Source organism: Providencia sp. PROV210, assembly GCF_028479445.1.
GTDB lineage: Bacteria > Pseudomonadota > Gammaproteobacteria > Enterobacterales > Enterobacteriaceae > Providencia > Providencia rustigianii.
On sequence record NZ_JAMPNQ010000013.1, the window covers coordinates 20,665 to 44,644 of the forward strand.

At 43.3% G+C, this 23,980-nt stretch carries 19 protein-coding genes and 4 tRNA genes; 18 read left to right on the forward strand and 5 right to left on the reverse strand.

The window, feature by feature from the left end; translation table 11 throughout:
• Positions 1-201 precede the first annotated feature (201 nt).
• From wecA to PR761_RS10240, 17 genes are all read left to right on the forward strand, one after another.
• Positions 202-1,287 (forward strand): UDP-N-acetylglucosamine--undecaprenyl-phosphate N-acetylglucosaminephosphotransferase, encoded by a 1,086-nt coding sequence (wecA, locus tag PR761_RS10160; protein WP_006814617.1) that lies wholly within the window; start codon positions 202-204, stop codon positions 1,285-1,287.
• A gap of 28 nt (positions 1,288-1,315) precedes the next feature.
• A complete protein-coding gene (gene wzzE / locus PR761_RS10165) occupies positions 1,316-2,374 on the forward strand; it encodes an ECA polysaccharide chain length modulation protein (RefSeq protein ID WP_006814616.1) in 1,059 nt (352 codons plus the stop codon).
• A gap of 96 nt (positions 2,375-2,470) precedes the next feature.
• Positions 2,471-3,601 (forward strand): non-hydrolyzing UDP-N-acetylglucosamine 2-epimerase, encoded by a 1,131-nt coding sequence (wecB, locus tag PR761_RS10170; RefSeq protein WP_039854893.1) that lies wholly within the window; start codon positions 2,471-2,473, stop codon positions 3,599-3,601.
• Positions 3,598-4,860: a UDP-N-acetyl-D-mannosamine dehydrogenase gene (wecC, locus tag PR761_RS10175; RefSeq protein ID WP_006814614.1), complete on the forward strand. Its 1,263-nt coding sequence runs from the start codon at positions 3,598-3,600 to the stop codon at positions 4,858-4,860. Before wecB ends, wecC begins: the two co-directional genes overlap by 4 nt.
• Entirely contained in the window at positions 4,851-5,924 is a 1,074-nt protein-coding gene (gene rffG / locus PR761_RS10180; protein ID WP_174217582.1) for a dTDP-glucose 4,6-dehydratase, read from the forward strand. Before wecC ends, rffG begins: the two co-directional genes overlap by 10 nt.
• 8 nt (positions 5,925-5,932) lie before the next feature.
• Positions 5,933-6,814 carry a glucose-1-phosphate thymidylyltransferase RfbA gene (gene rfbA / locus PR761_RS10185; protein WP_006814612.1) on the forward strand — a complete coding sequence of 294 codons (882 nt, stop codon included), beginning with the start codon at positions 5,933-5,935 and terminating at the stop codon, positions 6,812-6,814.
• A complete protein-coding gene (gene rffC / locus PR761_RS10190; RefSeq protein WP_006814611.1) occupies positions 6,792-7,532 on the forward strand; it encodes a dTDP-4-amino-4,6-dideoxy-D-galactose acyltransferase in 741 nt (246 codons plus the stop codon). Before rfbA ends, rffC begins: the two co-directional genes overlap by 23 nt.
• Positions 7,519-8,649, forward strand: a complete 1,131-nt coding sequence (rffA, locus tag PR761_RS10195; RefSeq protein WP_006814610.1) for a dTDP-4-amino-4,6-dideoxygalactose transaminase — start codon at positions 7,519-7,521, stop codon at positions 8,647-8,649. Before rffC ends, rffA begins: the two co-directional genes overlap by 14 nt.
• Positions 8,649-9,899 carry a lipid III flippase WzxE gene (gene wzxE / locus PR761_RS10200; protein WP_112837469.1) on the forward strand — a complete coding sequence of 417 codons (1,251 nt, stop codon included), beginning with the start codon at positions 8,649-8,651 and terminating at the stop codon, positions 9,897-9,899. The genes rffA and wzxE overlap by 1 nt, the downstream gene beginning before the upstream one ends.
• Positions 9,896-10,978, forward strand: coding sequence for a TDP-N-acetylfucosamine:lipid II N-acetylfucosaminyltransferase (locus PR761_RS10205; protein WP_112837468.1), 1,083 nt, complete (start codon positions 9,896-9,898; stop codon positions 10,976-10,978). The genes wzxE and PR761_RS10205 overlap by 4 nt, the downstream gene beginning before the upstream one ends.
• Positions 10,975-12,330 carry an ECA oligosaccharide polymerase gene (gene wzyE, locus PR761_RS10210; RefSeq protein WP_039854996.1) on the forward strand — a complete coding sequence of 452 codons (1,356 nt, stop codon included), beginning with the start codon at positions 10,975-10,977 and terminating at the stop codon, positions 12,328-12,330. Before PR761_RS10205 ends, wzyE begins: the two co-directional genes overlap by 4 nt.
• Positions 12,331-12,339: 9 nt before the next feature.
• Positions 12,340-13,077 (forward strand): lipopolysaccharide N-acetylmannosaminouronosyltransferase, encoded by a 738-nt coding sequence (wecG, locus tag PR761_RS10215; RefSeq protein WP_006814606.1) that lies wholly within the window; start codon positions 12,340-12,342, stop codon positions 13,075-13,077.
• A 238-nt stretch (positions 13,078-13,315) separates the two neighbouring features.
• Complete coding sequence (thrP, locus tag PR761_RS10220; RefSeq protein WP_039854890.1) at positions 13,316-14,695, forward strand: bifunctional threonine/serine APC transporter ThrP; 1,380 nt, start codon at positions 13,316-13,318, stop codon at positions 14,693-14,695.
• A gap of 162 nt (positions 14,696-14,857) precedes the next feature.
• A tRNA-Arg gene (locus PR761_RS10225) sits at positions 14,858-14,934 on the forward strand.
• Positions 14,935-15,013: 79 nt separating this feature from the next.
• Positions 15,014-15,089 (forward strand) — tRNA-His (locus PR761_RS10230).
• A 16-nt stretch (positions 15,090-15,105) separates the two neighbouring features.
• Positions 15,106-15,191 (forward strand) — tRNA-Leu (locus tag PR761_RS10235).
• Between the two features lie 42 nt (positions 15,192-15,233).
• A tRNA-Pro gene (locus tag PR761_RS10240) sits at positions 15,234-15,310 on the forward strand.
• Positions 15,311-16,080: 770 nt separating this feature from the next.
• On the opposite strand, the gene PR761_RS10245 is transcribed toward PR761_RS10240, so the two are convergent.
• From PR761_RS10245 to hemC, 5 genes are all read right to left on the reverse strand, one after another.
• Positions 16,081-16,311, reverse strand: a complete 231-nt coding sequence (locus PR761_RS10245; protein WP_006814603.1) for a DUF4014 domain-containing protein — start codon at positions 16,309-16,311, stop codon at positions 16,081-16,083.
• Positions 16,312-16,566: 255 nt separating this feature from the next.
• Positions 16,567-17,766, reverse strand: coding sequence for a protoheme IX biogenesis protein HemY (hemY, locus tag PR761_RS10250; RefSeq protein WP_112837466.1), 1,200 nt, complete (start codon positions 17,764-17,766; stop codon positions 16,567-16,569).
• A gap of 2 nt (positions 17,767-17,768) precedes the next feature.
• A complete protein-coding gene (gene hemX / locus PR761_RS10255; RefSeq protein WP_006814601.1) occupies positions 17,769-19,043 on the reverse strand; it encodes a uroporphyrinogen-III C-methyltransferase in 1,275 nt (424 codons plus the stop codon).
• Positions 19,044-19,046: 3 nt separating this feature from the next.
• Positions 19,047-19,802, reverse strand: a complete 756-nt coding sequence (locus PR761_RS10260) for a uroporphyrinogen-III synthase (protein ID WP_112837465.1) — start codon at positions 19,800-19,802, stop codon at positions 19,047-19,049.
• The gene (hemC, locus tag PR761_RS10265; protein WP_006814599.1) at positions 19,799-20,743 is read right to left on the reverse strand and encodes a hydroxymethylbilane synthase; all 945 of its coding nucleotides are present in this window, start codon (positions 20,741-20,743) and stop codon (positions 19,799-19,801) included. The genes PR761_RS10260 and hemC overlap by 4 nt, the downstream gene beginning before the upstream one ends.
• 617 nt (positions 20,744-21,360) lie before the next feature.
• Here hemC and PR761_RS10270 point away from each other — a divergent pair.
• Entirely contained in the window at positions 21,361-23,934 is a 2,574-nt protein-coding gene (locus tag PR761_RS10270; protein ID WP_115164777.1) for a class I adenylate cyclase, read from the forward strand.
• Positions 23,935-23,980: the final 46 nt, after the last annotated feature.

Below are 23,980 nucleotides of genomic sequence, written 5' to 3' on the forward strand. Positions count from 1 at the left end.
TTGGGCGGATAGGATCAACTAAATGAAGCTATATATACCGTACTTTATTTATCAGCATATTTTATGGGTACCATCAACAGTGAAGACTCGTTTGAACGTGTGAATTTCTGCACAGATGATAATGCGGTACTTTAGGTTTTTCATCACAACCAAGAATTGTAGTTTTTAAAAGTCAGATAGAAATAATAAGAGAGTTGAACAGTGGACAGTACACACTTTGCCAGTAATCTCTTCTACGTTTTTTTATTTACTTTAGCCTTTATTTTTGTCGCGCGGATTGTTGCGACAAAAGTTGGTTTAGTCGATAAACCTAACTTTAGGAAAAAACACGTAGGATTGGTTCCTCTAGTTGGAGGAATCTCTGTTTTCTTTGGAGTCTGTTTCGCATTTGCGATCACAGAGGAATACATTCCACATAAATGGTTATATATCGCTTGTGCAGGCTTATTAGTCTTCGTGGGTGCCCTCGATGATAGATTTGATATCAGCGTAAAATTAAGGGCTGGAGTTCAAGCTATTGTCGCGGTTGTGATGATGACCGCAGCGGGACTTTCGCTGAAATCACTGGGTCATGCATTTGGACCATGGGAGCTGGTGCTTGGACCATTTGGCTATATTGTGACGCTATTTGCGGTATGGGCTGCGATTAATGCATTTAACATGGTCGATGGTATTGATGGCCTGTTAGGTGGTTTATCCTCAGTTTCATTTGGTGCCCTTGGATTTCTACTTTATCAAAATGGCAACTATGCTCTCGCATTTTGGTGTTTTGCCTTTATAGCGGCTATCCTACCTTATATTCTCCTTAACTTAGGCGTGTTAGGTCGTCGCTTTAAAGTATTTATGGGAGATGCGGGAAGCACACTGATTGGTTTTACGATTATTTGGATTCTCGTAGCATCAACGCAAGAAAAAGTGCATCCCATTAACCCTGTGACTGCATTATGGATTATTGCGATTCCATTAATGGATATGGTGGCAATTATGTATCGCCGTATTCGTAAAGGAATGAGTCCATTTTCACCGGATCGTCAGCATATTCATCACCTGATTATGCGTTCAGGCTTTTCCCCAAAAGGGGCATTTGTAATCATCACATTGGCCGCAGCAGTACTTGCGAGCATTGGTATCATTGGCGAACGCTTAACATTTGTCCCTGAGTGGGTAATGTTGGCATTGTTTTTGCTTGTATTTATGATGTATGGCTATTGCATCAAACGTGCATGGAAAGTCGCCCGTTTTATCAAACGAATTAGACGTCGTGTGCGCAAGAGTGCGGTCCGGTAACGACAAACGAACATAGAGGTTCTGCGCAGTGAATAACTCAGAAACACAACCTAGCCAGCACCAATCTCCGGTTGAAGGGGAGTTGGATATCCGAGCGTTATGCCTCTCATTATGGAAAGGTAAAGTTTGGATCGTGGCATGTGCAGTCATTTTTGCAGCCATCGCTTTAGGCGCATCTTATTTTATGCAGCCTAAGTGGAGTACTACTGCGATCACAGATTTACCCACGGTGAATAATCTGGGAAGTTACTACTCTCAGCAACAATTCCTGCGTAATCTTGATTCCCGTATTAATGTTATGGGACAAGAAGGCCAGTTACCCACAATTGCGAAAGAAGCTTATGAAGAGTTTACCAAGCAATTAGGTGCTTATGATACTCGTCGCCAATTTTGGTTAGGAACAGAGTATTACAAGCAACGTCTGGAAAATGATCCAAAAGCTGACGCGGCATTACTTGATGAATTAATTAACAATATCGAATATACGCCAGCGGATGAGTTAAAAAATCCAACCGATAACGTGAAGTTAGTGGCTGAAACAGCAACTGATGCTAACCAGCTATTACGTGAATATATTGAGTTTGCCAACAAACGCGCAACGACTAATCTGAATGATGAATTGAAAGGGACTTGGGCAACGAAGACTCAATCAATGAAAGCCTTAGTTAAGCGTGAAGGTATGGTAGCAACCGCGGCATATGACCGTCGTTTAAATGTCCTTGAACAAGCGTTAAAAGTTGCTGAAAAACAAGGTATTTCACGTAATCAAATGACCGCGCCAGTGGATGAAATTCCGGACTCAAAAATGTTTATGTTAGGTGTTCCATTATTACAAGCACAGATTGAAACACTGAAAGCAACCGGTCCTGATTATGATTCCGATTATGATCAGAATGTCGCGATGTTATCGACACTGAATGTTGAACCCGTTCTTCAAGAAAATTTTCAGGCTTATCGCTTCCTGCGAACTCCTGAAGATCCAATCAAACGTGATAGTCCACGCAGAGCCTTTATTGCTGTTCTGTGGGGAGCCATAGGGATGTTAGTAGGTGCCGGAGTGGTACTGTCTCGCCGTCGCCCTTCATGATGTAGCACTAGCCACTGGCGCTAAGCGTTAGTGGCTAGGTCAAGTCATAAAACAAAAAAAGCAGTAAACTGCGAAGATAAAGATAAGAGAGTCACTGTGAAAGTATTGACTGTATTCGGCACACGGCCAGAAGCCATTAAAATGGCGCCATTGGTTCATGCTCTTGCGGGTGATGCAGATTTTGAAGCTAAAGTTTGTGTTACCGCTCAGCATCGTGAAATGCTAGATCAAGTACTGAACTTATTTGAGATCACGCCTGATTATGATCTCAATATTATGAAACAAGGCCAGGATTTAACTGATATTACATGCCGTATCCTTGAAGGATTAAAAGCGGTATTTGCCGATTTTCAGCCCGATGTTGTCCTCGTTCATGGGGATACCGCCACAACGATGGCAACCAGTCTTGCGGCGTTCTACCACCGTATTCCTGTTGGGCACGTAGAAGCAGGGTTACGCACGGGAAATCTGTACTCGCCATGGCCAGAAGAAGGTAACCGTAAGATTGCCGGGCATCTTGCTCAATATCATTTCGCACCGACAGAAAATTCTCGTCAAAATCTGCTCAACGAATCCATTCCAGATAGCCATATTTTTGTGACTGGCAATACAGTCATTGATGCGTTGTTGTGGGTCAAAGAAAAAGTGATGGGTAAATCAGACATGATGGCGCAATTAGCCGAAAATTACCCATTTATCGACCCAAACAAAAAGATGGTTCTTGTCACAGGGCATCGTCGTGAAAGCTTTGGTGGTGGTTTTGAACGTATTTGTCATGCGTTAGCTGAAATTGCTCAAACACATCCTGATGTCCAAGTGGTTTACCCTGTTCATCTGAATCCAAATGTGAGTGAGCCAGTACAAAGAATTCTACATAATATTGATAATATTATTCTCATTAGTCCTCAAGAGTATTTGCCATTCGTTTATTTGATGAACCATGCATATCTCATTTTAACGGATTCTGGCGGTATTCAAGAGGAAGCTCCATCACTAGGCAAGCCTGTTTTAGTCATGAGAGATACCACTGAACGTCCTGAAGCTGTGGATGCAGGAACAGTACGTTTAGTTGGTACAGATACACAAACCATTGTAAATGAAGTTAATCGGTTACTGACAGATGAAGCGGAATATCATGAAATGAGCCGCGCACATAACCCTTATGGTGATGGTCATGCTTGTCAGCGTATTCTTGCAGCATTAAAAAGCAATCAGGTGAAATTATGAGTTTTGAAACTATTTCTGTTATTGGCCTTGGTTACATCGGTTTACCAACAGCGGCAGCCTTCGCATCTCGTAAAAAGCAAGTTGTCGGCGTAGATGTTAACCAACATGCGGTTGATACTATCAATCAAGGTAAAATCCACATCGTGGAACCTGAGCTGGATGTTGTGGTAAAAAAAGCGGTTGAAGAAGGTCACTTAAAAGCCTTCACTAAACCACAACCCGCGGATGCATTTCTGATTGCAGTTCCAACACCATTCAAAGGTGAACATGAGCCTGATTTGGTCTATGTAAAAGCCGCTGCGGAATCTATTGCGCCAGTACTGAAAAAAGGTGACTTAGTGATCCTTGAGTCTACCTCTCCAGTGGGTACGACTGAACAAATGGCACAGTGGTTAGCTGCCGCACGTCCAGACTTAACGTTTCCTCACCAAGTGGGTGAAGATGCGGATATCGATGTTGCTTACTGCCCTGAGCGCGTACTGCCGGGTCAAGTCATGATTGAGCTGATTAAAAATGACCGTGTTGTTGGTGGAATGACGCCAAAATCCTCTCTGCGTGCTAGTGAGCTGTATAATATTTTCCTAGAAGGTGAGTGTGTAATCACTAACTCTAGAACCGCAGAAATGTGTAAGTTAACAGAAAACAGTTTCCGTGATGTTAACATCGCATTTGCTAACGAATTGTCATTGATTTGTGCAGACCAAGATATCAATGTATGGGAACTGATTAGCCTTGCGAATCGTCACCCACGTGTGAATATTCTGCAACCGGGACCCGGTGTTGGTGGCCACTGTATCGCTGTTGACCCATGGTTTATCGTAGCACAAAGTCCAAAACAATCTCGCTTAATCCACACTGCGCGTTTAGTTAACGATGGCAAACCAATTTGGGTTGTTGACCAAGTCAAAGCTGCGGTTGCTGATTGCTTAGTTGAAACAGGTAAAAAAGCGAACGAAATCAAAATCGCCTGTTTCGGTTTATCTTTCAAACCAAATATCGATGACTTACGTGAAAGCCCTGCAATGCACATCACTAAAATGGTTGCAGAGTGGAACCCAGGTAAAACATTTGCTGTTGAGCCTCATATCCATGAACTACCAACATCCTTGAAAGGTATCGCTGAGCTAGTGTCTATTGAACAAGCAGTTAGCGAAGCGGATGTGGTTTTAATGCTGGTTGACCATAACCTGTTTAAAGGTATCCAAGGTTCAGCAATCCCACAAAAATGGGTGGTGGATACGAAAGGAGTATGGCGTTGAAACGTATTTTAATTACTGGTGGGGCCGGTTTTATCGGCTCCGCTGTTGTTCGTCATGTGATTGAAAACACAAATGATAGTGCAGTTGTGGTGGATTGTTTGACCTATGCTGGCAATTTGGAATCACTCGCTGAAGTGGCGAACAATGAACGCTATGCTTTTGAACACGTTAATATTTGTGACCGCACGGCGCTAGATCGTGTGTTTGCTGAATATCAACCCGATGTCGTCATGCATTTGGCGGCAGAAAGCCATGTAGACCGTTCAATTGATGGTCCAGCCGAATTTATCGAAACTAACATAGTGGGCACTTACACCCTGTTAGAGGCTGCTCGCCACTATTGGTCTGCTCTTGATGAAAGTAAAAAATTAGCTTTCCGTTTCCACCATATTTCTACTGATGAAGTGTATGGCGATTTAGACGGTCCCGACGGTTTCTTTACTGAAACGACACCGTATGCACCAAGCAGCCCATATTCCGCGTCAAAAGCATCTAGCGACCACTTAGTTCGTGCATGGCAGAGAACGTATGGTTTACCAACCATGATCACTAACTGCTCGAATAACTATGGGCCGTATCACTTCCCTGAGAAGCTGATCCCTCTGATTATTCTGAACGCGATTTCGGGTAAGCCATTGCCAGTGTATGGCAAAGGTGAGCAGATCCGTGACTGGCTATTTGTTGAAGACCATGCGCGTGCCTTGCATTTAGTGGCAACTCAGGCACAACCGGGCTCTACTTATAATATTGGCGGGCACAACGAGCGCCGCAATATTGAAGTCGTTGAAACGATTTGTGAGCTGTTGGAAGAACTGTATCCACAGAAACCTCAAGGCGTTGCTCACTATCGTGACTTGATCACTTACGTGAAAGACCGACCGGGTCATGACATGCGTTATGCCATTGATGCTGCAAAAATTGAGCGTGAATTAGGGTGGACACCACAAGAAACTTTTGAATCCGGCATTCGTAAAACCGTGCAATGGTATTTGAATAATGAAACTTGGTGGCGCCGTGTTCAAGATGGCTCTTATGCCGGTGAGCGCTTGGGCTTAGGCCGCTAGGAGGTCGTATGAAAGGTATTATTTTGGCTGGTGGTTCGGGAACACGTTTACACCCAATCACTCGCGGCATCTCAAAACAGCTGCTGCCTATCTACGATAAGCCAATGATTTATTATCCGCTGTCCGTACTCATGCTGGCAGGGATCCGTGAAATCCTCGTGATTTCTACACCTGATGACTTACCGATGTTTAAGCGTTTATTGGGTGATGGTCATGAGTTTGGTATTGAACTGAGTTATGCCGAGCAACCATCCCCAGATGGATTGGCTCAAGCTTTCATTATTGGTGAAGAGTTTATCAATGGTGATGCTTGTTGCTTAGTGCTCGGCGATAATATCTTCTTTGGCCATTCATTTAGCCCAAAACTGATGTCTGTGGCAGCACGTCAAAAAGGCGCGACTGTGTTCGGCTATCAAGTTATGGACCCTGAACGTTTCGGTGTTGTGGCGTTCGATGACGATTTTAAAGCACTGTCTATTGAAGAGAAACCCAAACAGCCAAAATCTAATTGGGCGGTAACGGGATTATATTTCTACGATAACCAAGTGGTTGATTTTGCAAAGCAAGTCAAGCCATCAGAACGTGGTGAACTGGAAATTACCTCTATCAACCAAATGTATTTAGAGCGCGGCGAGCTAAATGTTGAGCTATTGGGCCGTGGCTTTGCTTGGTTAGATACTGGGACTCACGACAGCCTGATTGAAGCCGGTACATTTGTGCAAACTGTGGAAAAACGTCAAGGCTTCAAAGTGGCATGCTTAGAAGAAATTGCATGGCGCAATGGCTGGTTGAGCGATGAACAAGTGAAAGAAGCGGCAGCTAAACTGAATAAAACAGGCTATGGCAAATACTTAGAGGATTTACTCCGTGTCCGTCCGCGCCAGTATTGAGCCACTCGATTGGGAGTCTGATTTTTTCAGACACTCAACGGCAAAGCTGAATTTTACGCAGACTGATGCCGAAACCATCCTCGCTTATCAAATGGATAAGTATGACATTGTGCAGGCAAAAGTTTCTGCATCTGAAACTGCATTAATTGATGATTTAGCGGGAATGGGATTCAGCTTTGTCGAGGGTGAAATTGACTTTGCTTTAACGATTGGCACAGAAAATGCTTATCTAAATACGGCATTGGCCGAGACGGATCATGTCGTTGCTGCACAAGTCAGCGACATTGTTCAACTGCGCACAACAGCGGAGTCAGTGTTTAGCAACAGCCGTTTTAGAACGCCTTGGTATCATGAAGGTGATAGCGGCCGGTTTTATGGATTATGGATTGAAAAAGCCGTTTTAGGCACATTCGACCATACCTGTTTACTGGTTAAAGATAGTGCGGGTGCAATTTTAGGTTTTGTTAGCCTACGCAGCCTTGATGCAGATACTGCAAGAGTCGGGCTGTTGGCATCAATGCCAAATGCACAAGGGCGCGGTATTGGTCGAAAGTTAATGTCAGCGGCTTATCAGTGGTGTGTGCAACACCAAAAAAGACAGTTAAATGTTGCCACTCAAATGAGTAATGTTGCGGCATTAAATCTTTATTCACGTAGCGGTGCGGCGATTGCCAGCACAGCATATTGGTTATACAGGGGACAACATGATTCCATTTAATAAACCACCCGTTGTAGGTACTGAAGTTGAGTATATGAAACAAGCCATGGCAAGTGGCAAACTTTGCGGGGATGGTGGTTTCACAAAACTTTGTGAAGAGTGGATGGAGAAACGTTTTAACTGCCCGAAAGTTCAGTTAACGCCGTCTTGTACCGCTTCGTTAGAAATGGCTGCTATTCTGATTGATATCAAGCCGGGTGATGAAGTCATCATGCCAAGCTTTACCTTCGTTTCTACATCAAACGCATTTGTTTTACGTGGCGCAAAAATTGTCTTCGTGGATATCCGCCCAGATACCATGAACATCGATGAAACTAAAATTGAATCGGCAATTACAGATCGCACTCGTGCCATTGTACCTGTTCATTATGCTGGCGTAGCTTGCGAAATGGACACCATCATGGCGATCGCGAAAAAACACAATTTATTTGTAATTGAAGATGCTGCACAAGGTGTGATGTCGACTTACAAAGGCAAAGCGCTTGGAACGATTGGGCATATCGGATGCTATAGCTTCCACGAAACCAAAAACTACTCTTCTGGTGGCGAAGGTGGAGCGACATTAATTAATGACAAATCATTGATTAACCGTGCAGAAGTGATCCGAGAAAAAGGTACTAACCGTAGTCAATTTTTCCGTGGGCAAGTAGATAAATACACATGGCGCGACATTGGTTCAAGCTATCTGTTATCTGACTTACAAGCCGCGTATTTGTGGGCTCAGCTAGAACAGGCTGACAAAATTAACGATCGCCGTTTACTGTTGTGGGATCGCTATTATCAAGCATTACAGCCATTAGTCGCTGCGAAACGTTTAGTGTTAGCAACCGTGCCTGAAGGGTTAAAACATAATGCGCATATGTTCTATATCAAACTCAAAAATGTAGAAGAACGCACAGCATTTAATGACTATATGAAAGCTCATGGCATTCTGACGGTTTTCCATTATGTACCACTGCATACCAGCCCTGCGGGTATGGAATTTGGTTATTTCCACGGTGAAGATAAATACACGACAGTTGAAAGTGACCGTTTGGTTCGTTTACCGATGTTCTACAACATGACGGATGACGAACAACAAAGTGTTATCGAGAAAATCAAAGCGTTCTTTGCCTAATGTCATTAGCTAAAGCATCGGTTTGGACTGCTGGGTCTACCCTGATAAAAATCGGGGTGGGCCTGTTAATTGTTAAATTATTTGCAGTCTCTTTTGGCCCCAGCGGTGTGGGACTAGCGGGTAACTTCCGCCAATTAATTACTGTGCTAGGGGTGCTCTCTGGCGCAGGGATCTTTAATGGTGTCACTAAATATGTGGCAGAACATCACCAAGATCCGCAAAAATTACGTGCAGTGCTTGGTACCTCTTCGACGATTATCCTCGGGTTTTCGACACTATTAGCTATTATCTTTTTACTATGCAGTGCACCAATAAGTGCTGCGTTATTTGATACTGCGCAATACAGTTCAGTGATCCGCATGGTTGCCTTGATTCAAATGGGTATCGCGTATGCGAACTATTTTTTGGCAATTCTCAAAGGTTATCGAGATGCACCAGGCAATGCCTTAGCTATCATTTTTGGTAGCATAATTGGCGTTGTCGCCTATTATTTATGCTATCGAGTGGGTGGCTATGAAGGGGCATTAGCGGGTCTGGCTCTGGTCCCTGCATTAGTGGTACTTCCTGCAGCTGGAATGGTATTTAAGCGCAAACAATTTGCGTTGTCATCGCTAAAACCTGCATGGGACAAAGCGATTGCCAGCAATTTAGGCAAATTCACGATCATGGCGATGTTAACGGCGGTGACCTTGCCTGTTGCTTATATCATGATGCGTAACTTGCTCGCCCAAAAATACAGTTGGGATGAAGTCGGTTTGTGGACGGGTGTGACGACAATTTCAGATGCCTATTTACAGTTTATTACGGCAACATTTTCAGTGTATTTGTTGCCAACATTATCCCGTTTACAGCATAAGAGTGAAATCTCCGCAGAGATCATTAAAGCACTGAAATTTGTTTTACCTGTAGTTGCCGCGGTGAGTTTCACGGTTTGGTTGCTACGAGACTTTGCTATTTGGTTACTATTTTCTGAAGAATTTACTGGGATGAGAAGCCTGTTTGCTTGGCAGCTGGTGGGTGATGTATTGAAAGTGGGCGCTTATGTATTTGGCTATTTAGTCATTGCAAAAGCCGCACTACGTTTTTATGTTCTAACGGAAATCAGTCAATTTGTGTTATTAACGGGCTTTGCTCATTGGCTTATTCCTGAACATGGCGCAGTCGGAGCCACACAAGCCTATATGGCGACATATATCGTATATTTTACTCTCTGTTGTTGCGTATTTTTGATCTACCGTAGGCGAGCATGACAACCTTAATACATGTACTGGGATCTGATCTCCCGCATCATAATCAGACGGTTTTAACGTTTTTTAATCGCGTTATTTGCCAAGAAACAGCACCGTCACAAAAACCGCATTTTATGGTGGTTAGCCAAGATGCGCAGCTTGCTGATGCTTATCCTGAGCTGGAAATTGAAGTTTTTAATAGCAAAAAAACAATCGCAAATGAGGTGATCCGTCGTGCGAAAGCGGATCGCCGTGCACGTTTTTTCTTCCATGGACAATTTAACGCCCCAATCTGGCTTGCATTATTGTTTGGCCAAATAAAATCTCACCAATTTTGGTGGCATATTTGGGGGGCAGACCTGTATGAAGAATCGAGCTCTCTGAAATTTAAACTGTTTTATATTCTGCGTCGTTTAGCGCAGAAAAAGGTGGGGCATGTCTGTGCTACGCGGGGAGATTTGTGCTATTTCCACCAGTTCAACCCCAATGTGCCTGCATCTGTACTCTATTTTCCAACCAGAATGGATCCTACATTGACGGTAAGCGAGCGTGAGCCTAGAGAAGATGAGCAACTCACCATTCTTCTCGGTAACTCAGGTGATCGTTCAAATCGTCATATAGAGGCACTGGGCGCGATTAAACAGCAGTTTGGGGGTCAGGTTAAGATTATCGTCCCAATGGGATACCCTGCAAACAATCAAAGTTATATTGATCAAGTGGAGCAGGCAGCAAACAGCCAGTTTGCAGCGGGACAGGTTGAGATCTTGAAGCAACGTATGGAATTTAGCGATTATTTGAATTTGCTGAAAACCTGTGACCTCGGCTATTTCATTTTTAATCGCCAACAAGGGGTGGGAACGGTGTGTTTACTGATTCAATTCGGTATTCCATTTGTTATCAGCCGACAAAATACTTTCTGGCAAGACCTTACTGCCCAGAATGTTCCGGTCTTTTTCTATGGTGATGAACTGACTCTGCCTTTGGTATCGGAAGCCCAGCGCCAAATGAACATGTTGGATAAACAACAGATTGAATTTTTTGCTCCTAACTTTACTGAAGGCTGGAAACAGATCCTCAGCGTTGCGGAGGAGCGAGCATGACACTTTTAGAATTAGGTGGCTTAGCGCTGATTTACCTGATATCAATTATTTTTATTGGCACGCTGCTGTATAAAGAATTTTTACGCGTGCGTTTTAACTTTAATATTTTCTTCTCAATGTTGTATTTGTTGACGTTTTACTTCGGTTTTCCGTTAACTTGCGCCTTAGTGTTCCAGTTTGATGTTGCAGTGGTTTCCGCTGATTATTTAATGTATGCGATGTTAGCGTCGACGAGTTTTTATGCAATTTATTATGTGGCATACAAAACAAGGCTAACAAAACAGGTAGATACCCAGCGGCGTGCGCTATTTAGCATGAATAAAGTTGAAACCAACTTAACCTGCCTATTATTAATCTCGGTCGCGGTTGTCACGGTCGGCATTTTCTTCATGGAAAATGGCTTCTTGCTATTTAAGCTGAAGTCTTACAGTCAGATATTTTCTAGTCAGGTTTCTGGTGTTGCACTAAAACGCTTTTTCTACTTTTTTATCCCTGCCATGTTGATTGTTTATTTCTTAAATCCGACGCAAAAACGCTGGTTTTTCTTCCTGATCAGTACGGTAGCATTTGGCTTCTTAACCTATGTGATTGTGGGTGGAACGCGCGCTAACATCATTCTGGCATTTGCCTTGTTCCTGTTTATTGGAATTGTGAGAGGCTGGATTACGTTATGGATGCTGGCGGCTGCGGGGGTTGCAAGTATTGTGGGCATGTTCTGGTTAGCCCTAAAACGTTATGGGCTGGATGTGAGCGGGGCGGAGGCATTTTACACCTTCCTTTACCTAACTCGCGATACGTTCTCACCGTGGGAAAACTTAGCGTTATTACTCAGTTATTATGACCAGATGGAATTCCAAGGTTTAGCGCCCATTGTTCGGGATTTCTATGTATTTATTCCATCATGGGTATGGCCAGAACGTCCTGATACCGTGCTGAACTCAGCGAACTACTTTACGTGGGAAGTTCTGAATAATCACTCAGGCTTAGCTATTTCGCCCACTTTAATTGGGTCATTGGTCGTGATGGGCGGATTGTTATTTATTCCTCTCGGCGCCATTGTGGTTGGGCTGATTATCAAGTGGTTTGACTGGATTTATGGCATGAGTTTGAAAGAGCCAAATCGTTATAAAGCAGCGATTATGCAGGCATTTTGCTTTGGTGCGATTTTCAATATGATTGTTTTAGCGCGCGAAGGTGTCGATTCCTTTGTGTCGCGAGTGGTCTTTTTCTGTTTAGTATTCGGACTCTGTCTGGTATTAGCAAAATTACTGTACTGGTTATTTGAAAGTGCGGGTCTTATTCGTATTAAAGCCTCTTCTTATCTACGAAGTGGGCAACGGGAAAGCCGTTAAAGGAGCAGCATGGAACAGTCATCAATTCCTCAATATAGCATCAGAGGTCATAATATTTGGGGCTTCAAAAACATGGCCCATTTTTTAGATTATCTGTTTGCTGGCGGTGAGACCAAGACCGGTACATTAGTGGCGATCAACGCTGAAAAAGTGATGATTGCTGAACAAGATTCCGCTTTGAATACCTTATTGGGTCAGGCTGAATATCTGTATGCAGATGGGATCAGCATTGTACGGGCTATTCGCCGTAAATACCCGCAAGCAGAAGTCTCTCGTGTTGCTGGAGCTGACCTATGGGAAGGCTTAATGGAGCGCGCAGGAAAAGAGGGCACGCCCGTTTTTTTAGTGGGTGGTAAACCGGATATTTTGGAACAAACAACCAGTAAATTACGTTCTCAGTGGAACGTGAATATTGTGGGTTCCCAAGATGGCTATTTCACTGCGGAAGATCGGGATGCATTATTTGAACGTATCCGTGGGAGTGGCGCAAAAATTGTCACGGTTGCCATGGGATCGCCTAAGCAAGAAATCTTTATGCGTGATTGTCGCAAAGTGCATCCAGACGCCTTATATATGGGCGTCGGCGGGACTTACGATGTCTTTACTGGGCATGTTAAGCGAGCACCAAAGGTATGGCAAAATTTAGGGCTAGAGTGGCTGTATCGTCTTCTATCCCAACCAACCCGAATTAAACGCCAGTTTAAATTGCTCAAATTCTTGGGCTATTACTATGGCGGTAAGCTATAAAAACCTTCTGGCGGTAAGCTGTACTAGCCCTCCAATAAATGAGACTGGCGTAATTGCTGGTCTCTTTTTTCAAATATTTCTATAATCCTTCAAAAATAGATGCAGCCTAAGAGATCTCACGGTATCTTGGGGCGATCATGTGTTTTTATGACATTTTCGATTGTAAGTAGCGATTTCTAATAAGGCAATTGCCATTAAAGCTACGGATATTGAATCACTATTAATGACAGGGGAATTTATGGAGAAGCCGCAGCAAGGCTTGCAACGGGGGCTTGAGGCTCGTCATATTGAGTTAATTGCACTTGGTGGAACGATTGGTGTAGGGCTGTTTATGGGCTCTGCAAGTACGTTGAAATGGGCTGGCCCATCGGTTTTGTTAGCCTATATTATTGCTGGGCTATTTGTCTTTTTTATTATGCGTTCGATGGGGGAAATGTTGTTTCTTGAGCCCGTCACTGGCTCATTTGCTTCATTTGGGTATAAATATTTAAGTCCATTTTGGGGTTGCTTAACGGCTTGGGGCTACTGGTTTATGTGGGTGGCTGTGGGTATCTCAGAGATCACCGCGATAGGGGAATACGCCAAATATTGGTTCCCTGATGTCCCTCAATGGATATTTGCCATGGTCGCCGTCGTATTAGTGGCTTTAGCTAATTTAGCAGCGGTTAGGCTCTATGGGGAGCTGGAATTTTGGTTTGCCATGATCAAAGTGACGACCATCGTGGTGATGATACTGATTGGGCTTGGGTTGATTTTCTTTGGTCTGGGTAATAATTTTCAGCCGATTGGCTTAGGCAACCTTACAGAACATGGCGGTTTCTTCGCTGGGGGGTGGCAAGGTTTCTTGTTTGCGCTGTGTATTGTGGTGGCGTCGTATCAAGGTGTCGAGCTGGTGGGGATTACTGCGGGTGAAGCTAAAAATCCGCAAGTCACATTGAAAAAAGCCATCAATAATATTCTGTGGCGTATTTTGATTTTTTATGTCGGCGCAATTTTTATTGTGGTGACTTTGTTTCCGTGGACAGAAGTCGGGCAGCAAGGTAGCCCATTTGTGATGACGTTTGCTAAGGTGGGGATTGTCTCTGCGGCAGCGGTGATTAACTTTGTAGTGCTGACTGCGGCACTTTCGGGCTGTAATAGCGGCATGTATAGCGGTGGGAGAATGCTGTATGCGTTGGCACAGAATAAGCAGTTACCGAGTTCGCTGCTGAAATTGACGAAAAGTGGGGTTCCTGCCCGCTGTGTCGGTTTCACCATCTTATGTTTGGTTGCAGGCTCTAGTTTGAATTACCTGATTCCGAATCCAGAGAAAGTGTTTGTGTATGTGTATAGTGCCAGTGTGTTGCCAGGAATGGTTCCTTGGTTGGTCATACTGACCAGCCAGCTACGTTTTCGTAAACAAAACCAACAGCACATGGCGGGGCATACCTTTAAATCGATTCTATTCCCATGGGTTAACTATGCGACATTGCTATTTTTAGGCTGTGTATTAGTCGGAATGGCAATTAATCCAGAAACTCGTTTATCGCTAATTGTGGGCGCTATCTTTTTATTAACGGTTTCGGTGCTGTATTTTTTAATTCGGTTTTTAAATCGAACAAATAGTCAGCAGTCGTAAAACATTTTATTCACAAAAATGGGTTATTTGGAGGGGAAGAGAGAAAAAATGCTCTCTTTCTCGACAAAATGAATAAAAGGCAAGCAATCGATATTTTTATTGCAAAAAGGACTAGACAGCAGGAGGATAAATCCGTACTATCCTCTCCCGCAACGGCGTTAAGCGCCCGTAGCTCAGCTGGATAGAGCGCTGCCCTCCGGAGGCAGAGGTCTCAGGTTCGAATCCTGTCGGGCGCACCATCAAATGGTGACAAGCTACGGTGGCAAAATGAAGTTGCATGTTGTACTATGACAACGCTTTGAAATAAGTGAAGTTATGGTGGCTATAGCTCAGTTGGTAGAGCCCTGGATTGTGATTCCAGTTGTCGTGGGTTCGAGTCCCATTAGCCACCCCATTTTTTTTGTGATATTGCGAGGGTGGCGGAATTGGTAGACGCGCTAGCTTCAGGTGTTAGTGTCCTATGGACGTGGGGGTTCAAGTCCCCCCTTTCGCACCACGAAAAGAATGTATGGAGTCACTGCCTAGTGCAGTAAAATTTCGGCGAGTAGCGCAGCTTGGTAGCGCAACTGGTTTGGGACCAGTGGGTCGGAGGTTCGAATCCTCTCTCGCCGACCAATTTAGAGAACCCCGCTCAATTGAGCGGGGTTTTTGTTTTATACGCCAAAAATTTTCCTTTTCCTTTTCCTTTTCCCTTCTAGTTTTTTATTTATCCCTTTTTAATTTATTATTTGATTTTTTTTCATGTCTACAGTGACCCCAATGGATTACAGTTTAACAAGAATCATTACTATTCATGTGTATAGATAATATATTGATTTATATATGAAAAAAATATTGTCTCAGATCTGATACAAACCCACCTTTTGTTGTCTCCAAAAAGAGACATATTACCCATTGATTTATATAAATAAAATGATAGTTATTATAAGCTGTCTCTAAATTGAGACGGAATAGCTGAATCGAACTGAAGGGGGGAGGGTATGAAATGGGTATTAAAAAATCATAAAGAGTATAAAAGAAAAATTATGTTTAAAACTACAGAGATACGGATGAAAAAAAGAAAAATTATGAATTTTAATGAAGTTGGCATGCATTCTGCATTATTAACTTTGTAGATGCTCATCCCACTTATTATGACAGCCTAGCTTCATAAACCAAGGGATGACGCAAAGCCGATTATACGGTGCCTATTGTCCAATTTAGATGATCAAGAGCTAATCCTCTTACCATCAGCGAACGGGCGAAACGTTGAGTGAGGCACCATCCGTCTGTAGACCTGATTGTATATTTACACCTGCTTCGGCAGGTGTTTTTTTTTGCTTTCAGTACGGATTGACTTCCCTAACAATTTTTAAATTGGTTAGGGAAGATTCACCATTCTAATATTACGCGCTCTTCTCTTTGCTTAACCATTTACTGATCCAGCGGGTCACGTAGGTATAGGCGATAATAATGAAGGTAATAATAAAGATATCTTTGTTGAGATCTGCGGTATTGAAGCCAATTATCGAAATAAAAATAAATGGGGACAAAATCAGTAGCAGCAGGTCAAAAAAGATCTGTAAGCGATTTTGGCTCGCCACAATCCAATGCCAGAGAGTTTTAACTACATTCATGTCTCTATCCTGAATTTATTCAAAGCGGAAATGTATACGATCATTTATACACGATGTATCTCTTTTATAACATAGCAATAAATGGTTTGCTGCGACTATTGAATGATTACTTAATTATCATAGAGCGTACTAATAAAAAGATGCTTATTTTAATTATCTAATCAAGATAGCTAAGTGTGAAGAATGGAACATAAGCGATAAAAAAGCTCCTCTTATTAGGAGGAGCTTGGTGCGAAAATAGAGTTATGTGGGATGCTAGGATTTGGTTCGATCACTTTTTAATGAGTGGGTGAGCGCTTCCTGACGGATTTTCGCAGCTTCATTTGGTTTATGAAGTTTATCATAGGCATCTGCCAGCCATGCAGCATCGTATGCATCGAAGCGCTGTGCTAATGCAGCTTTAAAGTAGCTTTCTGCTTTTTCCCACTGAGCATGTTGTAGGGCAATCTGTCCTAACGTGCTATTTAATAGTGCAGTGGCTCCAGCATGCTTAACTAAGCCCAGCAATATTTTTTCTATGACTTCTGGTTGTTCACTGTTGAGTTTTGGAACCAACAGCAACAGACGCTCATCATATTGCTGCTTCAAGCCATCTACGATTATTTTTTCTGCGCTAACTGTATCGCCACATTCAATTAAATGTTCCGCTAAAAAAGCTTGCAGAGGAATTTCATGGCGCACTTTCCGTGGCTGATTTTTCCACCATTTTTTCAAGCCATCACTGCCACTTTCAGCCATAAATTGGTTCATTAACCCTTTGTAAGCTTTAAGTTTTAATGACTCTAGTTCATCTTCACTGTGTAACTGAACTTTTGCCATAATAGGCAGTAATTCTATTAACGCTTGATAGGCACCTGAACTTAAGTAGGCTTGTTCTGCTAAACGTAAAATGGCAGGGTGGCGTGGTGCTTGCTCAAGGAGTCGGTCGATACCATTACGTGCCGCATAAATTTCACCTTCAGCAAGCTGAATTCGTACTCGGCTAATATCCACGGGCAGTTGGTCTCGGCCTGCCGCTTCCGCAGCACGATCTAAGTATTGGTGAGTGCGGTAGCTGTCACCCCGCTGTTGAGCTGCTTCTGCGGCCATCAGGTAGTTAATTACGGGCTGTTGAGAATAGTCAGCGTGCTTACTCATTAATTTCTCAACTTGCTCTAAGTCCCCTTCAGCAAGCTTCAATAATGCTTTTTGGGTTTGAGTATGTGCTTTATGGTATTTATGGCCAGTTAACCAACCTTTAGTGCGGGATGTTGTACTCATAAAACGGCGGTAACACCATCCAAGGAATAGCAGCACAAACTGTAGCAGGATAAAACAGAGGACTAGGCTAGTCACACTGGTTGTGATGTCGTAATCGTCAGTGCGAATAAATACGTAACCCTGATGCCCAGCAAGTAGTGGACCTAAGATAACTCCCGCAATTAAGACGATAAAGAGAATAAATACTTTAATCATAATTACCCCTTATTCTCAGGGGATTTCGCCGCGTCAGTAACTGGCGCTGCTGCGGCAACTTCCGGTGTTTCGGTGTGAGTTTGAGCGTCAGCTGGAATGGCGGCATCAGCGGCGATGTCACTCTCTTTTTTTACTGCTTGCGCTGCGGCATCGACAGCTTCACCCGCAGGATTATCCGACTGTGAGAGTAAATTGCGTACACGGGTTTGCATCAGTTTTTCGAGTTTCGCTTGGCTCTCTAATGATTCAGGCATGTCTACATCTATTGGTTGATTGATTAGGTCATCCAATTCCGTTAAAAATGCTTTGGTTGCAGGTGCTTCGACATCAAAGTAAGCGCGTACCCATGTAGATGCTTGTTCAAGAGATTGTTTGTACGTTTCTTCTTGGTAGCGAGGTACGGCTTGAGCCGCAATTAATAGCTGAGAGCGGATATTTTCACGCAGATAAATATCTTGGTTGGGCGCGAGTAATGGAGCTTCAGAACCATCACGGGCACGTACGGTAATAAAGTCACTGGTAAAACTTTTCCAGCTGCGTGCTAAATTTTGTTGCCAATCTGAAATATCTTCACTGATATCCGTATTCGCTTCTTCTGGGGCATCACCATTATTGAGATCGGCAAGACGCAGATTATCCACCTCATTACTGAGTTGATTTAAACGTAGGATAATCCCATCGTAATCGATTTGGTTGATGGCAGCTAAGCGAGCCATATCACTAGAAATGGCTTTACGAACATCCAGCAAACTTGGGTCATTCATTTCTGCAAGGCTGGTATCGGCACTTTTTAATAGCACCGCTGCGGTTACAGGATCATGGTCATTCCACAGTTTACGACCGGCCATTTTTACCATGAAATCTGCTTGCGCGATCAGCCAATTTTTGACATCAGAACTGGAGAGGGAAGTCACGTGGGCTTGCAGTTCTTGCATCCGACGATTGAGTTGCTCTTCATAGTCGCGCGCATGATTTTTCAATTCTGTATTTGTTGAAATCAGCGCATCGACACGCTGCCGGTCTGCATTTTGCTGTTCGATTAACTCACTAATTTGCTGCTTGAGTTGGTTATTATCATGGACTAATTGCGAATTACTTTGTTGAGTAAAATAGTACATTCCGCCGCCTATAACGACGAGGATCGCAATGGCGATCGCACTGACTGCAAGACCAGAACGTTTTTGCTTTGAGGATGTGGAGGTTTGGTGAGTATCCTGTTTCTCCGTGCTCACTTCTTCATCGTTAACCTTGTCGGCTGTTTTGTCTTGTTCCGTCATAAATTAGCATCCCATGTCGGTTGAAATTAATGCTTCAAGCAAAGCAGAATTATCTGCGCTATTGGATACGCAAACTCTGCGCCAGCCATTTTGGCGAGCCTGCTCTGCAATTCGTTCGCTGACAACCAGCAGTCGGCGGGAAAACCACCATTGTTTCATGTTTTCAGCGAGTAATTCGTTAAGTAAAGCTAACATTTGACCACTGGTAATCACGATGTCAGTGATATCAGCGTGAAACCATTTTTGGTTGAATTCTATCTTGTCGTATTGCACTGGGTGTCTTGCATAACATTCGCAATAATCGACTTCAGCACCTCTGGCTTTTAATGTTGAGGCGAGCAGTTCTCGTCCCCCATTCCCGCGCAGTAGCAAAGCGCGTTTTCCTGCTAAACATTGGAGATCAGGATGTGTCAGTAACACTTCACTGGTTTCTCCACTTTCAGCCCAGCGGATTGGTTTACCTGTAATTTGCTGAAAATAGTGCCCTGTTGAGCGACCTATACCATAATAGGATAACTTATCTGACCAGTTCCGTCCTGTTTGTTGCAATCTTAAATTCGCATACCAGACTGCATTTTTGGATAAAAGAAAAACGAGGTCATTTTCTGATAATCCATCAAGATGCTGTGATAGTAAATTTAACTCTGCACCCGCACCGATTTTAATCAGAGGGGAGGCATAGGCTTCGTTCCCTGTTGCATTGATTGCTGTTATTAGCTCCGAACCGGATGGCTCGGGGCGAGTAACAAGGACTCTCATGCAGGTGGATTCCCTTTATAGACTTCTGCAAGAATTTCACGGGCACCTTTATCCAGTAATTCTTCGGCTAAGGCGATGCCCGCTTGAGTCGCGTGTTCAGGTTCGACGAGACGTTCGCCTCGTATTACGGTGCTACCATCTGGCGCGCCGACTAATGCACGTAACCAAATTTTGTTATCTTGCCAAATGGCATAGCTACCGATGGGAACTTGGCAGCCGCCTTCTAGGCGCATATTCATTGCGCGTTCCGCTAAAACACAAATAGATGTTTCATCATGATTAAGTTTAGCGAGCAAATCGCGAGTACGCTGGTCATCAAGACGGCATTCGATACCGACAGCACCCTGACCGACTGCAGGAAGAGACAGCTCTGGTTCTAAGGCGGTTTTAATTCGTTCGTCAAGCTCTAAGCGTTTTAACCCTGCAACGGCCAAGATAATTGCGTCATATTCGCCGTTATCCAATTTTGATAGGCGAGTGCCGACATTACCTCGTAAGTCACGAATGACTAAATCTGGGCGTAGTTCTTTCAGTTGGCACTGGCGGCGTAGGCTCGAAGTACCCACAATGCTACCGGCGGGTAATTCGTCAATATTGGCGTAGTGATTTGATACGAAAGCATCCCGAGGATCTTCTCGCTCACAAATGGTTACTAAGCCTAAACCCTCAGGAAATTCAACAGGCACATCCTTCATGGAATGTACGGCAATATCAGCACGACCTTCTAATAATGCAAGCTCTAATTCTTTGACAAATAAGCCTTTTCCACCCACTTTGGCTAGTGGAGTATCTAAAATGATATCGCCTTTGGTGACCATCGGCACAAGCTCAACCTGTAAATTAGGATGCAGCTGCTCTAATTTTGCTTTCACAAAATAGGCTTGCCATAAGGCGAGAGGGCTCTTGCGTGTCGCGATACGTACGATATTTGTTGAAGTCATTTCACTGTTTTCTCTGGCGAATATTGCCGCAGATTAACCATATATTTGGCGTTAGTTTTAACATGTTAGCGGTCATTTTTCCAGTTGCTCACTGGATAAGCATTTTTAGGGCATCATTCTTTGATGTGCGTGGCGAGTTAAATTTTCTTTAAAAGGGGGATTTCGATACTCGAAAAAGGAAAAAACAGATAAAAAAAGGATCTATCTAGCAAATTCATTTAGCTATTTGTGCTATTTATTAGGTCTTACCAGTCCGAATTTTCTCAACGTTTTGTTGAAGCGTGCAAGCGTAGACCCTGTGCGCATTGAACTTAATGCCCTATAAAATTGATTTTGAATTGTACAATATCAAAGGATGATATTATTCCATTGAAAAACAAGGGATATTTCACCATTACAAAAATAAAAAGTCTTTTTATACAATATGTTGAAAAATTATTTGTACTAAAAATCAGCGGGAAAAATAATGTGATCTACTTTACCCTTTTGCTGCAAGGTGTTAAATTGATCACGTTTCCGACAATTCATTTGAAAAGTAATTTAAGTTTTTCTCTATCTGTTGGGTGCTGGGAAAAATCCCAGGTATGTCATTACATTCATTCAGTCAGGCGTAACCTTTGTACCTCTATATTGAAACTTTAAAACAAAGACTTGATGCGATAAACCAGCTTCGGTTGGAGCGCGCGACGGCATCTATGAGCGAAACCTTTTCGAAGGTTTATAGCCTATTGCCTGTTTTGTTTCATTATCATCATCCAATGATGCCAGGTTATATTGAAGGCAATGTCCCTCATGGCGTGTGTTTTTTCTCTCCAGATTCCGATCAGCTTAAATGGCTGGAACAATTCGAACGCTTCCTCCCAATAGACAACCAAGCCAACGGTGAACTGCCTATTACAGGCATTTATTCTATGGGGAGCACTTCATCTATAGGGCAAAGTCACTGTTCTGATATCGATGTTTGGGTTTGCCATCCATCGTGGTTAGACCATGATGAAAAACGCCTTCTACAGAAAAAATGTACGCTTATCGAGCAGTGGGCTGCATCTTTAGGGATTGATGTTACAGTCTTTTTAATCGATGAAAACCGTTTTCGCCATAATGCCAGCGGGCATATTGGTGGTGAAGATTGCGGTTCAACCCAGCATATCCTGTTATTGGATGAGTTTTATCGTACCGCTGTTCGTATGGCGGGAAAACGTCTGTTATGGACGATGGTTCCTGTTGAAGAAGAGCCTCACTACGATGAATATGTCATGGGATTGTATGCGCAAGGGGTTCTCACGCCTAATGAGTGGCTAGATTTAGGTGGTTTGGGTGAGCTTTCTGCGGCTGAGTACTTTGGTGCGAGTTTATGGCAACTGTATAAAAGTGTCGATTCCCCCTATAAAGCGGTATTAAAAAGTATCCTTTTAGAGTCTTACTCATGGGATTATCCCAACGGTAAATTATTGGCAATGGAGTTCAAGCGCCACTTACATGCCGGTGAAATTGTCTGTTATGGGCTAGATTCCTATTGTTTGATGTTAGAGCGTGTGACTCGTTATCTAACGGAAATTAACGATTTAACGCGTTTAGATTTAATTCGCCGCTGCTTTTATCTGAAAGTCTGCGAAAAACTTTCTGAAGATGACGGAGATCAATGCTCAGGCTGGCGTCGTGATGTGCTTTCCCAATTAGTGGAATCGTGGGGATGGAGTGCAGAGCGTTTAGCGGTATTAGACAGCCGTAATCAATGGAAAATTGAGCGTGTTCGTGAAGCGCACAATGAGCTACTCGATACCATGATGCAAAGCTATCGTAACTTGATCCGCTTTGCTCGCCGTAATAATTTAAGTGTTAGTGCTAGCCCTCAGGATATTGGGGTATTAACCCGTAAGTTATATGCTGCATTTGAAGCACTGCCAGGTAAAGTAACACTGGTGAATCCTCAAATTTCTCCAGATCTTAGTGAACAGCACCTGACGTTTATTTATGTACCCGAAGGGCGTGCAAATCGTAGTGGATGGTACTTATACAATCAAGCTCCACAGGTCGATGCGATTATTGGGCATCAACCATTAGAATATAACCGTTATCTGAATAAACTGGTGGCGTGGGCGTATTTTAATGGGTTACTGACTGAAAATACCCAAGTGTATATGCACCATGGTAAATCGCAGTGTGATGAACGTAAGCTACTTGAGTTAATGCATGACGTTTCTAGTCACTTCCCAATTAGATTGCCAGCACCGACCCCTAAAGCGCTGTATAGCCCTTGTGAAATCCGCCATTTAGCCATTATTGTTAACTTAGAAAAAGATCCTACACAGGTTTATTCTGAGCAAGTAGTACATGTGGATTTCAGAAAGCTGGATATTTTTAGTTTTGGTGAATCTCAAAATTGCTTAATTGGTAGCATTGACTTGTTGTACCGCAATTCATGGAATGAAGTGCGTACCCTGCATTTCAGTGGTGAACAGTGCATGCTCGAAGCGCTTAAAACGATTTTAGGCAAAATGCATCAGGATGCAGCGCCACCAGAAGCCGTAGAAGTCTTCTGCTATAGCGAGCATTTGCGTGGGTTGATTCGTACTCGTGTACAACAATTAGTTTCTGAGTGTGTTGAATTGCGTTTATCCAGTAACCGTAATGAGCCTGGTCGCTTCAAAGCATTACGAATTGCTGGGCAAACATGGGGGCTATTCTTTGAGCGTTTGAATGTCTCTGTGCAAAAATTGGAAAATGCAGTGGAATTCTATGGTGCTATTTCCCATAACAAATTGCATGGCTGGCCAGTGAAGTTACAAGCCAAAGGGGATAACTCTCTACCTGCGGTTGTGGATGGTTATGCCAGTGAAGGTATTGTCCAATTTTTCTTTGAAAATACCCCTGATAATACCGGCTTTAATATTTATGTACTGGATGAGGCCAATCGCGTGGAGATTTATTCCCATTGTGAAGGCTCAAAAGAAGATTTAGTTCGCGATGTCAGCAAATTCTACTCGTCTTCCCATGACCGTTTTACTTATGGGGCGAATTTTATCAACTTCAATCTACCTCAGTTTTACCAAATTGTCGTCCAGGATGGCAAAAGCCAAGTAACGGCTTTTTCGGGCGCCACATGGCCATTTACGCCAGAAGATGAACATGAGATAGATCATGCGCCTCAACAGAATCAAACTCAGCCTCAGCACGCACAATATTACTAATTTTCTATTATTTTAACCGCAGACAGAGCGGATTAATTAGCCTCTG